Genomic DNA, 11,835 nt, shown 5'->3' with positions numbered 1-11,835 from the left:
CTCATATGTCTAGGCCCATGGGGCGGATGCCCCTCCCCCTTTTATCGCGGCAATGCCTTTGTCACGAAATACCAGACGGCACACAAACTCCAGCCGATGCTTCAAAAGAGGCTACCGCCAACGTGACAAACTTCACAATGCAGAGAATTCGAAGATGTTAGGGTCACATCTACAACGCGGACTATTTGACGACGACAGTGAAATCAACAAACTTGAACTCTTTGGGGAGGTGGCAATGGCAGCGATTTCAGGTACTGGCTGGGAACTTCTTATTAGCCGTAAAGTCGAGCATATGAGGGGCACCAGACGCAGGACGGTTGGTACCTATAAAGTCTTCCACAACGGCACGGCAGCAACGGGTCTATCGGGGTTCGTGTGTGAATCTCGCGGCCCTGGCGACAATTCCAAAGAAGACAATGGCAGGCGCATCGAGCCCGGAACCTATCCACTGGCGACACAGGCCGGAGGCAAATATGTGACCATCGGCTACACTGGCGCCAAGACGCCACCCAAACCTGGACTCGAACTGCTGAAGACCAACAAGCGCACCGAAATCCTGATCCATCCGGGCGTCAATTTCCTGTCCAGCGTCGGATGCATCAACCCAACGAAGAAGGTGAGCGGTCCGCTTTCCGACATGGATTTCACGGAGAGCCGGACACGCGTAATCGCCCTCATTGACGATCTGAAAACCTTTGCCGGCGGTGGCTTCCCGAAAAGCAACGGCAAGCGAATTCCCAATGCTTCGGTGGTCGTCGAAGGCGAACCGGTGCTGTCGACCGAGAGTGTCGAGAGCGTGCTCGAAGCGGTTGCGGGCGATCCGAACAAGGGTTTGCCGGCAGCGGTCTTCCAGAAATTCGCGCCGAGACCGGCAAGCGGTTCCAAGCGAACAATCTATGACGGTTACATCGGCGCCTTTACCTCCGACAAGGGCCTCAAGACACTTGGCGATCATGGCGTGTGCAACAATTATGATCGGCTGATGCATTTCTTCGCTCAAGCGGCGATGGAAACCGGTGGCTTCACCCTCATTCGCGAATCCCTGACCTACACGACCGTGGCGGCAATCCGGAACGCATGGAGGTCGCGAGCCGCGGGCAAGACCGATCAGTGGATCGGGGACAACCTGCTGCGCAAGCCGCAAGCCCTGGGCGACTGGGCCTATGGCGGCCGCATGGGCAATGTGAAAGGAACGTTGGACGGCTTCAATTTCCGCGGCGGCGGCACGTTCCAGACCACCGGGCGCGACGCGTACACGGCCAAGGGCAAGCTCGCCAAGGTTGACCTCGCCAATCATCCTGAACTGATCGAGGATCCGCAGACTTCGCTGCTCGCAGCTTGCGCCGAATGGAAAGGGTCAGGCTGCAATGCCTTTGCCGATGCCGGCCTGATCAAAAAGATCTCGCGCGCGATCAACGTCGGCAACGCCAATTCCGCCACGCAGGCCAATGGCGAAGCGGATCGGATCGCCTGGCACGAAAAGGTTTTCAAGGCGGTGAAGAATGCCGGACTCCTCGGCTGAGCATGCCTCGGATCACGTTCGACAACACCACGTCATCATAATTCAGAGATAACAATCTCTGTGTCGACTAGGATGGTGATGCGCGGGGCGAAACAGGAGGAGTTTCGCCATGTCCGAGTTGAGCGGTATCGTGAGTTTGTTCCTGATCGCGGCGGCGTTCCTGACGTCCTGCGATACGCAGCAGCCGCCAAGGGCGGCGACGCAGCTGTCCACGTTTCATGCGGCAGAATAATTTAGAAACTGTCGGGTTGCACTGAAAAGGCCCCCGTTTCGGAATTCGGGGGCCTTTTCACGTCAGGCGTCAGCGCAGCTGATCAATGCCAATACGGCGTGACCTTGTAGTAATCATAGGAAGCATCACGCGCGGCCTCGCCATCGGCGCCGGCCAGTTCATTGATCGAATAGGCGGGTGCTGCCTTCAGCTGCTCCTTCGAGAACGGCACGACATAGCCGCCCTTGTCCTCGTCATAGTCGAGGCTCGCCCACGGAATGGCGTGATACTTCTCGCCAATGCCGAGAAATCCACCGAACCCGATCACCGCGAACATGATGCCGTTCGACGTCTTGTCGAGCATGATGTCCTCGATGCTGCCGATGCTCGTGCCTTCGGTGTTGTAGACCGACGTGCCGATGACGCGCGAAGCGGCGATAGCTTCGGTGTGGCCTGTCTGGGTGGTCATGGCTGCTGCTCCTCATGTCGTTGATCGATACTTTGACAATGAGGGGCGCGGGCGAAAGTTCCCGTTTTTTCGAGCGGCGGGCGGTTACTCCGCGAGGATGAACGTCACCTTCATGTTGACGCGATACGCCGCGATCCTGCCGTCCTCGACGACGATCTTCTGGTCCTGGATCCAAGCGCCTTCGACGTTCTTCAGGGTTTTGGATGCGCGCTCAATCCCCTTCTCGATGGCGTCCTGAAAGCTCTTTTTCGACGACGACGTGATTTCGGTGACGCGGGCGACGGACATGGCTTCCTCCTGCCAAGACGCTCATTTGCAGCAGCGAGCCTACAGCCGACTTATGCCTTCCACAAGCAGGGCAGCGCGCGCGAGCGCCGTAGCCGAAACCATCAGCCTCGGTTCAGGTCAGCAGCATTCTTGGCGATGCGGTCGAATGCCATCAGTCTTTCGAGCAGCGCCGGCATGTCCTTCAGCGGCAGCATGTTGGGCCCGTCGGAGGAGGTCGAATTGTCGGGATCCTGGTGGGTCTCTATGAACACGCCGGCGACGCCGACGGCAACGGCAGCCCGCGCCAGCGTCTCGACAAAGCGGCGCTCACCACCGGAGGAACCGCCCTGCCCGCCCGGCTGCTGCACCGAATGGGTGGCGTCGAAAATCACCGGCGCGCCGATCTCGGCCATCACAGGCAAAGCCCGCATGTCCGACACCAGCGTGTTGTAGCCGAAAGACGCGCCGCGCTCGGTGGTCAGCACATTGAGGTTGCCCGAACCGGTGATCTTGGCCACCACGTTCTTCATATCCCAAGGCGCCAGGAACTGCCCCTTCTTGACGTTGATCACCTTGCCGGTCTTGGCGGCGGCGACCAGCATGTCGGTCTGGCGCGACAGGAAGGCCGGAATCTGCAGCACATCGACATGGGGTGCGACGATCGCGCACTGCTCCTCGGTGTGGACATCGGTCAGAATGGGAAGCGAAAACGCCTTGCGCAACTCGTCGAACACCGGAAGCGCCGCGTCCATGCCCGCGCCGCGCGTTGCCGACAGTGAGGTGCGGTTGGCCTTGTCGTAGCTGGTCTTGTAGACGAGGCCGATGCCGAGCTTGCCGGTCAGTTCCTTCAGCGCGCCGGCCATGTCGAAAGCGTGCTGGCGCGATTCGAACTGGCACGGGCCGGCGATCAACGCCAAGGGCCCGCTATTGTCGAAGACGACATTGCCGACGGTTACCGACGAATTCGGCGCCAGCGAATTGGGCCCTTGCGGCTTGCTCATGGGGTCTCCCGGAAGATGAAAGCCGCGCCCTGCCCGGATGCCGGCTGCACGACAATTTCGTTGCCCGCTATATCGTGCCGGACGGCGTTGTCTGCAAGCAGCTTCGCGACAGTGCCGGCACTGCGGGCCGAAAAGACGATCGCGGCGAAGCGAAGGTCCGTCGGCGCGCCAGCCGACATGCCGAAGCGCTCAGCGAAAGCCGCGGGCTCGAGAACGCTCAAACGCGCGTTCGCCAGGTCGAACGCCGTGCTGCTCCTCTGCCTCGAACCCGTCGCTGTCTCGATCAGGTGGCGCTTTTCGGATGGCACGCCGCTGACCGCGACGATTTCGGCAATGCCGGTCACGCCGTTGGCATGGGCCTGCAGTGCCGTACGGTCGATTTGAGGGGCGTTGATCCGCTCGCAAGCGAACAGAAAGGCGTCCGTCGTCTCGGCGCCGGCCGCGAAAGCCAGTTTGAACGAGGCCATGTCGCTCTTTCCGGCCGTGTCGGTGAAGTCGCGGGAAAAGCTCAGCACGTCCCCCGCCGACAGACCGGCCGAGACATAGCGCGCATGATCCGCATCGGCATCATCGGTGGCCAGCACCACGGCGGAAAAGCCCTCATCGCCCAGCCTGGCGCGATAGAGCCGGTCGCGCGCGACAAAGACATTGCCGCCGGCGATCGCACTCGCTGCCAGCTGTTCGTTCCCAACCGCCAGCGGTTCGAGATAGGTGCCGTCGGCGAAGAAGACGCAGCAATTTTCGGTGCCGAAAGGGTGGATGCCGGTTGGTGAGACGATGAAGCCAAGCGATGTCAGCCGCGCCCGCGCCACGGCGAGGCTCGCCGTCGGCAGCACTAGATGGTCAAGCGGATGGGTCGTGCTGGTCATGCCGGCGCGGTGTGCATCATTCCCGAAATCGGTTCAAGGCCTCTTGCCGGCCCGATCAGGCCGTCGCCACGACATCGGCCGAATAGCGCAACTCGCGCAATGGTTTGACCCGACTGGTCGTCTCGGCATAGAGCGGGTGCGCCTTGTATGCGGCAAGCGCGGCATCATCCTCGAACTCGGCATAGACGACCACGTCGATCGCATCCGACAGCGGATCGACCTTGGTGTTGAGCGTCACCTCGAAGAGGCTTGAATGCGGGATCTTGCCCAGCGCGAGCAAGCCCGTGCGCACGGCCTGGACATCGTCCTTGCGCCGCGCGCTGAAGAAAACGATATGCCGGATCACGCCTGCCTCCACGTTCGATTTGCGGCATGTTTTGTGTGAGCGGGACCGTCGCGTCAACCGCCACGATGTCGCGCCCGGCAATGCCGGCAGGCGACTTTGCAGAGGCGCAAAAAGCTAGGCTTTGCCGGTGACGTAGCGCACGACGCGCGACATTTCCCTGACCGTCGTGTCGAGATAGCGGCCCTGATTGTAGAGGCCGTCCCAGATCAGGAAAAAGGCGATGGCGACGATAACGATGACATAACGCATGGCTGAAACTAACGTATGTGGCTGTTCGTAACCATAGCGATTTCGCCGAGGGCCGCGCTCTCCCGCGGATTCTGGCCTCAGGCCGGCAAGCTGGGCCAGCGCCGCGCGAAGCTTGCCTCTTGAAGTTTCGGCCAATGCCATGGAAGATTGTGGCGAAAATTCACGCAGGCAGCGGCATTCGCGCCTGGCGAATGAAAAGTGGAGGATGTGGGGGCCGGCAGATCTTGCGCCGCCCCGCGGAAGTCCAGGGGGGTGTGAGATGGCTGTCAGGGAATACAAAGGCATCGGCGACGCCATCAGGCTGGACGAACTCAATTTCGCCGAGATGGTCAAGGGCCTGCCGGCCAAGGCGCGCATGGTGCTGTCGGCGGCGATGAAATTGCCGCGCGGTTCGCTGAAGGTGAGGATGCCGGATGGCCGGGCGGTTCTTGTCGGCGGCAACGGACCCGGCCCGGATGCCGAACTGGTGTTGAAGAACTGGCGCCTGCCCGGCCGTGCCTTTTCCGGCGGCACCATCGGCGTTGCCGAATCCTACATGGACGGCGACTGGGAAAGCCCTGATGTAACCAGCTTCCTGGAACTGTTCGTCGTCAACTCGGCCGTTGGCGAACGCATTGCCGGCGGCGCCAGCTGGCTCATCAACACGGTCCAGCGTATCCGCCACTGGTTCAACGAAAACACCCGCACAGGCTCGAAGCGCAACATCTCGGCGCATTACGATCTCGGCAACGCCTTCTACAAGCAATGGCTCGATCCCAGCATGACCTATTCGTCGGCGCTCTATGCGACCGGCGCCAACGACCTGGAAAGCGCTCAGGCCGCCAAATACCGCGCGCTGGCCAAGGATACCGGCATCGGCAAGAAGGACCATGTGCTCGAGATCGGCTGCGGCTGGGGCGGTTTTGCCGAATTTGCCGCGCGCGAGATCGGCTGCCGCGTAACCGGCCTGACCATCAGCCGCGAACAGCACGATTTTGCCAAGGCGCGCATCCAGAAGGCGGGACTGTCTGACAAGGTCGACATCAAGCTGCAGGATTACCGAGACGAAACGGGCACTTACGACCGCATCGCCTCGATCGAGATGTTCGAGGCGGTCGGCGAAAAATATTGGCCGGTATTTTTCGGCAAGATGAAGGCGTGCTTGAGGCCCGGCGGCACCGCCGGCCTGCAGATCATCACCATCAACGAGGCCGCCTACGACACCTATCGGGGGCGGCCGGATTTCATCCAGCGCTATGTCTTCCCGGGCGGCATGCTGCCGACGCCGTCGATCCTGAAGACGCTGGGCAGCGACCATGGCCTTTCCCATCTGCGCGAGCGCGTCTTTCCGGACGACTATGCCCGCACGCTTGCCGAATGGCGCAACCGCTTCTGGGCGTCGTGGGAAAAGATCGTCCCGCTCGGCTTCGACGACCGCTTCAAGAAGCTTTGGGAATTCTATCTCCACTATTGCGAAGCCGGCTTTAGAGCCAGCTACATCGACGTGCGCCAGGTGGTCTACAAGGCCTGATCCGAAGCGTGATTGAGCGGGCGTATGCCCGCTCGTTTTCCCTGTTACCTGCGCGTTTGCCTCAAAGCAGGATGCGATACTTCGCAAACCCGGATTCGCCCTCGCCGGCCGGCTCGATCTTCAGCGATTTCACTCCCGATATGAAATCCTTCGCTTTGGGCCCGGTCTCGAACACGACACTGGTGCCGGGCAGCGGCGTGAACGACCAATTGTCGTCGGCCGAGGGGTTGATCGTGCCTTCGCTGACGACGTAGCGCACGATCACGTCGCGGTTGGTGTCCGGCGCCTCGTAGATGATCTTCGAGGCATTGATGTCGGGGAAATTGCCGCCACCGCCGGCGCGGTAATTGTTGGTGGCGACGACAAATTTCGCTGCCGGATCAATAGGCTTGCCGTCGAAGCTGAGGCCGACGATGCGGTTCGAGCCGGCATTGGCGACGCCACCCTTGGCATCGTATTTTGGCGGCTGCGACAGGTCTATTCCGTAGCTGACGCCATCGATCACATCGAAATTGTAGGACGGGAATTCGGTGTCGATGAGCGCCTGGTCGGCCTTGCCCGGCTCGATCTTCCTGAAAATGCCGGCCGACATTTCCAGCCATTCCTTCACTTGCGCGCCGGTGATTTCGACGGCGCGCACCGTGTTCGGATAGAGATAGAGGTCGGCGACGTTCTTGATGGCGATGTCGCCCACCGGCACGTCGGTATAGTAGTCGGCGCCGTTGCGCCCGCCGGCCTTGAAGGGTGCTGCCGCCGACAGCAGCGGCACATCCTTCCACTGCGTGCTTTTTAATATGTCCTTGAGGTACCAGCTCTGCGCCTGGTTGATGATCTGCACCGACGGATCGTCGGCGATCAGCGCGAAATAGGAATAGAGCGGCGCCGAGGTCTTGCCGACCGGTCGGCGGACATAGGCAAGTGTCGCCTCATGGTCCGCCTTCAGCGCATCGACGACGCGCTGGTCGTCCGCCACCGTCGGCTTGTTTGCCTTGTCGACGCGCTCGTAGATCGGCCTTGCCTCAGATGTGGCCGAGGCTACGCGCCATTTCGATCCGTCCCGTTCCAGAAGCAGATCGATCAGTCCCATATGCGAGCCCCAGAAACCGCCCATCACGGCGGGCTTGCCCTGCAGCGTGCCTTTCTCGGTGTCGACGCCTTCGAGCGCCTGAAAATCCTTCTTGCCGGGGAAGACGAGATGCTGATGGCCGGTGAACACCGCATCGATGCCTTCGACGCCGGCGACGAAGAAGGAGGCGTTCTCCATGCCGTCGCCCTGCTTGATATCGATGCCGGAATGCGAGAGCGCGATGACGATGTCGGCGCCCTCCTCCTTGATCTGCGGCACCCATGCCCTGGCCGCCTCGACGATGTCGCGCGTCCTGACATTGCCTTTCAGGTTCTTCAGGTCCCAGACCATGATCTGCGGCGGCACGAAGCCGATGATGCCGATCTTGATCGGCTGCTCGGCGCCCGACCCGTCCTTGATCTTCTTGTCGAGGATGACATAGGGCTTGAGGTAGAGCTTGTCGTCGCGCGGGTTGGCGGCAAGCTCGGTGCCGCGGATCAGATTGGCACAGACGAAGGGGAAATTGGCTCCGGCCAGCACCTTGTCGAGGAACGACAGGCCGTAATTGAACTCGTGATTGCCGAGCGTCGAGCATTCATAGCCCAGCAGGTTCATGCCCTTCGTGATCGGATGCAGATCGCCGTCCTTGAGGCCCTTCTCATAGGCGATGTAATCGCCCATCGGATTGCCCTGCAAAAGATCGCCATTGTCGATCAGCATCGCATTGATGGCTTCCTTGCGCACCGCCGCGATCAGTGAGGCCGTCCGCGACAGGCCCATCGTGTCGTTGGCTTTGTCTGCGTAGTAGTCGTAAGGCAGCACATTCACATGGATGTCGGTGGTCTCCATGATCCTCAGATGCGCCTGATTGGCCTGCGCGCGGGCGGAAAACGGATGGAGCATGATCAGCGCCCCGCTGGCGGCCGTACCGGCAAGAAAACTACGGCGGGAGACGGGGTAATTGAGATGCGGCATTGGTTTTCCTTCCCAGCGACGTGACAAGATCCCAGCCCCGAGCGGAAGCTTCGCGCCGAAAACCGGCCATGTCCATCGGGAAGTCAGTCGATCAGCTAAAGGTGACGGCTGGATGAATATCCTTGGCCGCGGTTGAGAACCTCAGCCCTTGTTATCATCGCCCTGGGTGATCAGCCGCGCGCTGCGCTGGCCGGTGAAATAGATCCATAGCCAGCTAAGCGACACCGAGAGCCGGTTGCGAAAACCGATCAGGAAGTAGATATGCGCCACGCCCCACAGCCACCAGGCAAGCCATCCCGTGAGCTTGATCGAGCTGAAATCGATCGCGGCTGCCCACTTGCCGATCGTCGCCAGGTCGCCGGCATGTTTGTAGCGGAAAGGGCGCGGCGCGCTATCGCCGGCCAGCCGCGCCCTGATCGTCGCGGCAACATGCTTGCCCTCCTGCTTGGCCGAGGGCGCCACGCCGGGCACCGGTTTGCCGTCCGGCCGCAAGACATGCGCGGTGTCGCCGATGACGAAGATTTCAGGACTGTTCGGCACGGTCAGATCGGGCTCGACCATTACCCTGCCCGCCCGGTCCACCGGCGCGCCCAGCCACTCTCCCGCGGGTGAAGCCGCCACGCCGGCGGCCCACAGGATGGTTCGCGCCGGCAGATGCGTATCGCCAAAGACGACGCCTTCGGCATCGAGGCGCGTGACGGCGCGGCCAAGCTCGATCGTGACGCCCCGCCGCTCCAGCGCCTTGCGCGCATAGTCGGACAGCTTTGGCGCGAAATTGGCTAGGATCCTGTCTCCGGCCTCGACCAGCACCACACGCGCCTCACGCGTGTCGATGTTGCGGAATTCGCCACGCAGCGTTTCATGCGCGAGCTCGACAATGGTGCCGGCAAGCTCCACGCCGGTCGGGCCGCCGCCGACGATGACCAGTGTCAGCAGTGCCTGGCGCTTGGCCGGATCGGTCTCGCGCTCGGCCTGCTCGAAGGCGAGCAGGATGCGCCGGCGAATGGTGGTTGCGTCTTCAAGCGTCTTCAGCCCGGGCGCGAAAGGCTCCCATTCGTCGTGGCCGAAATAAGCATGACGCGCGCCGGTGGCGAGCACCAGCGTGTCGTAGGGAACAGAACTGCCGTCCTCAAGCAGCACGCGTTTGCCTGGACGGTCGACGCCGGTGACGTTGCCGAGCAGGGTCGTCACGTCCTCGCGCTTGCGCAGCAGATGACGGATCGGCCAGGCAACTTCCGAGGTCGCCAGCGAGGTGGTCGCCACCTGGTAGAGCAGCGGCTGGAAAAGGTGATGGTTGCGCTTGTCGATCATGGTGATGCGCACGGGTGCGCCGGCCAGCGCCCGCGTGAGTTCGAGACCGCCGAACCCTGCGCCGACGACAACGACATGATGGCTGGTTTCATTCATCGCATTCACCCCTATTGTCTCCCTTTATCTAGTGATTTTTGTGCACCGCAACAATGTCGCGGCGGGCTAGACTGCCGCGCGCAGGCTGCCCAGGACTCGTCGCCGGATGTCGCGAATGCCTATGTCGGCAAGCATGGACGGGTATAGCCTTGCACGGGCTGGAACCACGGGAGTGAAGCATGGCCAACGACGATGACAAAGATGGCAAAGGCCGGGCGCAATATTCTTCGCCGCCTTGCTTCATGCACGAACTCGATCCGGAATTTCGCGCGCCCACGTCCGATTGGACCGATGTGCGCCGTTGGCGCAAGGCCGAGCGCGAGCGTCTGATCGCGGCACGGTTGGCGGTTTCCGCCGATGCGCGGCTGGCGATGTCGCGGGCTATCGCCGAAGGCCTCGATGCCGCGATCGGTGACATTGCCGGCCGCATGGTCAGCCTCTATTGGCCGTTTCGCGGCGAGCCGGACCTGCGGCCGTGGATGGCGTCGATCAACCAACGCGGCGGCCGCACGGCGCTGCCCATCGTGATCGAGAAAGGCCAGCCGCTGATCTTCCGCGCTTATGTGCCTGGCGACCGGCTGGAAAAAGGCATTTGGAACATCCCGATCCCGGCCGAAGGCGAGCCGGTGCTGCCCGACATCGTCATCTCGCCGATCGTCGGCATCGACCCGCGAAACTACCGCCTGGGCTATGGCGGTGGCTTCTTCGACCGCACCCTGGCTGACATGCCGTTCAAGCCATTGGTCATCGGCGTCGGCTACGAACTGCAGCGCATAGCCACCATCTACCCGCAGCCGCACGACATCCCAATGGATAGGCTGGTGACCGAGGCTGCTCAGGGCTAGGCCAGTTCCGGCTTCATGCCCATGGCCGTGCGATCGACGATCTCGCGCAGGGCAAACGACGAATTGATCTTGGTCACGTGCGGCATCGCCGACAGCCATTCCTTGTGGATGCGCTCATAGTCGACCAGGTCCTTGGCGGCGATGCGCAGGATATAGTCATATTCGCCCGACATCAGGTGGCAGGACAGCACATTGGGGCAGCGCTTGATCGCCGCCTCGAAATCCGACAGCGTCTTTTCGAATTGTCCCGACAGCGATATGTGCACGATCGCCGTCATCTGGTGGCCGAGCGCTGCATTCGAAAGCCGGGCGTGATAGCCGCGGATGGTGCCGGATTTCTCCAGATTGTCGAGCCGGCGCGAACAGGCCGACTGCGACAGGCCGACCCTTTCGGCGAGCGCCGCATTGGGTATGCGGCCATCCTTCTGCAGTGCCTCGAGAATGGCGATATCGATCCTGTCGAGCGGCATTTCTCGTGATTCCTGCGAAATTTCCTTGATTTCGCGCAACGATTATCGAAACGCGTGACCCCGCGCAAGCGCATTCGCAAACACCTGCGCAACGATTCGTGGTTCACTCGGTTGATACAGGGAACGAGCCCGAAGGGCCGGATCAGGAGAAGACTATGCGCGTCGGCTGCCCCAAGGAAATCAAGAACCACGAATACCGAGTCGGCCTGACGCCGGGCTCCGTCCGCGAATATGTCGCGCATGGCCATGAAGTGCTGGTCGAAAGCGGCGCCGGCGCCGGCATCGGCGCCGATGACAATGCCTACCGCGCCGCCGGCGCCACCATCGCCAGGACCGCCGCCGACGTGTTCGCCAAGTCCGACATGATCGTCAAGGTCAAGGAGCCGCAGCCCAACGAATGGGCGCAGCTGCGCGAGGGCCAGATCCTCTACACCTATCTGCACCTGGCCCCGGATCCGGAGCAGACCAGGGGCCTGCTCGCGTCCGGCGTCACCGCAATCGCCTATGAGACCGTAACCGACGACCGCGGCGGCCTGCCGCTCTTGGCGCCGATGTCGGAAGTTGCCGGCCGCCTGTCGATCCAGGCCGGCGCGACCGCGCTGCAGAAGGCCAATGGTGGCCGCGGCGT

14 protein-coding genes are annotated in these 11,835 nt (G+C 61.9%); 5 read left to right on the top strand and 9 right to left on the bottom strand.

All coding sequences use genetic code 11. From position 1 onward, the window contains the following. Nucleotides 1-58: 58 nt before the first annotated feature. Nucleotides 59-1,522, top strand: a complete 1,464-nt coding sequence (locus NKI88_RS08835; protein ID WP_352654687.1) for a glycoside hydrolase family 19 protein — start codon at nt 59-61, stop codon at nt 1,520-1,522. 109 nt (nt 1,523-1,631) lie between these two features. Beyond that, entirely contained in the window at nt 1,632-1,754 is a 123-nt protein-coding gene (locus tag NKI88_RS08830) for a hypothetical protein (protein ID WP_023668910.1), read from the top strand. Between the two features lie 82 nt (nt 1,755-1,836). Here NKI88_RS08830 and NKI88_RS08825 read toward each other — a convergent pair whose 3' ends face one another. From NKI88_RS08825 to NKI88_RS08800, 6 genes are all read right to left on the bottom strand, one after another. Further along, nucleotides 1,837-2,202, bottom strand: a complete 366-nt coding sequence (locus tag NKI88_RS08825) for a PRC-barrel domain-containing protein (RefSeq protein ID WP_023668909.1) — start codon at nt 2,200-2,202, stop codon at nt 1,837-1,839. An 84-nt stretch (nt 2,203-2,286) separates the two neighbouring features. Continuing rightward, a complete protein-coding gene (locus NKI88_RS08820) occupies nt 2,287-2,490 on the bottom strand; it encodes a dodecin family protein (RefSeq protein WP_023668908.1) in 204 nt (67 codons plus the stop codon). A gap of 101 nt (nt 2,491-2,591) precedes the next feature. Beyond that, entirely contained in the window at nt 2,592-3,470 is an 879-nt protein-coding gene (gene kdsA, locus NKI88_RS08815; RefSeq protein WP_352654685.1) for a 3-deoxy-8-phosphooctulonate synthase, read from the bottom strand. Next, nucleotides 3,467-4,339 carry a VOC family protein gene (locus NKI88_RS08810; protein WP_352654683.1) on the bottom strand — a complete coding sequence of 291 codons (873 nt, stop codon included), beginning with the start codon at nt 4,337-4,339 and terminating at the stop codon, nt 3,467-3,469. Before NKI88_RS08810 ends, kdsA begins: the two co-directional genes overlap by 4 nt. Before the next feature lie 55 nt (nt 4,340-4,394). Next, nucleotides 4,395-4,685, bottom strand: a complete 291-nt coding sequence (locus tag NKI88_RS08805) for a Dabb family protein (protein ID WP_352654681.1) — start codon at nt 4,683-4,685, stop codon at nt 4,395-4,397. A 114-nt stretch (nt 4,686-4,799) separates the two neighbouring features. Next, nucleotides 4,800-4,934 carry a hypothetical protein gene (locus NKI88_RS08800; RefSeq protein WP_023688440.1) on the bottom strand — a complete coding sequence of 45 codons (135 nt, stop codon included), beginning with the start codon at nt 4,932-4,934 and terminating at the stop codon, nt 4,800-4,802. Nucleotides 4,935-5,193: 259 nt separating this feature from the next. Between NKI88_RS08800 and NKI88_RS08795 the strand changes: the two genes are divergently transcribed. Next, nucleotides 5,194-6,444 carry a class I SAM-dependent methyltransferase gene (locus tag NKI88_RS08795; protein ID WP_352654679.1) on the top strand — a complete coding sequence of 417 codons (1,251 nt, stop codon included), beginning with the start codon at nt 5,194-5,196 and terminating at the stop codon, nt 6,442-6,444. A 61-nt stretch (nt 6,445-6,505) separates the two neighbouring features. Here NKI88_RS08795 and NKI88_RS08790 read toward each other — a convergent pair whose 3' ends face one another. Together NKI88_RS08790 and NKI88_RS08785 are read right to left on the bottom strand one after the other, a co-directional pair. Continuing rightward, nucleotides 6,506-8,485 (bottom strand): bifunctional 2',3'-cyclic-nucleotide 2'-phosphodiesterase/3'-nucleotidase, encoded by a 1,980-nt coding sequence (locus NKI88_RS08790; protein WP_352654677.1) that lies wholly within the window; start codon nt 8,483-8,485, stop codon nt 6,506-6,508. 141 nt (nt 8,486-8,626) lie between these two features. Next, a complete protein-coding gene (locus NKI88_RS08785; RefSeq protein WP_352654675.1) occupies nt 8,627-9,892 on the bottom strand; it encodes an NAD(P)/FAD-dependent oxidoreductase in 1,266 nt (421 codons plus the stop codon). 179 nt (nt 9,893-10,071) lie between these two features. Here NKI88_RS08785 and NKI88_RS08780 point away from each other — a divergent pair, with 179 nt between their 5' ends. Then, a complete protein-coding gene (locus tag NKI88_RS08780; protein WP_352654673.1) occupies nt 10,072-10,737 on the top strand; it encodes a 5-formyltetrahydrofolate cyclo-ligase in 666 nt (221 codons plus the stop codon). Here the strand turns inward: NKI88_RS08780 and NKI88_RS08775 are convergent. Then, nucleotides 10,734-11,207 (bottom strand): Lrp/AsnC family transcriptional regulator, encoded by a 474-nt coding sequence (locus NKI88_RS08775; protein WP_023668897.1) that lies wholly within the window; start codon nt 11,205-11,207, stop codon nt 10,734-10,736. The genes NKI88_RS08780 and NKI88_RS08775 overlap by 4 nt on opposite strands. A gap of 155 nt (nt 11,208-11,362) precedes the next feature. Here NKI88_RS08775 and NKI88_RS08770 point away from each other — a divergent pair. Continuing rightward, nucleotides 11,363-11,835, top strand: a 473-nt coding sequence (locus NKI88_RS08770; RefSeq protein ID WP_502909442.1) for an alanine dehydrogenase, incomplete at its 3' end; no start/stop codon positions are given.

This window comes from Mesorhizobium sp. M0317 (genome assembly GCF_040321555.1).
Classification (GTDB): domain Bacteria; phylum Pseudomonadota; class Alphaproteobacteria; order Rhizobiales; family Rhizobiaceae; genus Mesorhizobium.
Note: the sequence above shows the minus strand (reverse complement) of the source record. Positions and strands in the feature narration are given on the sequence as shown.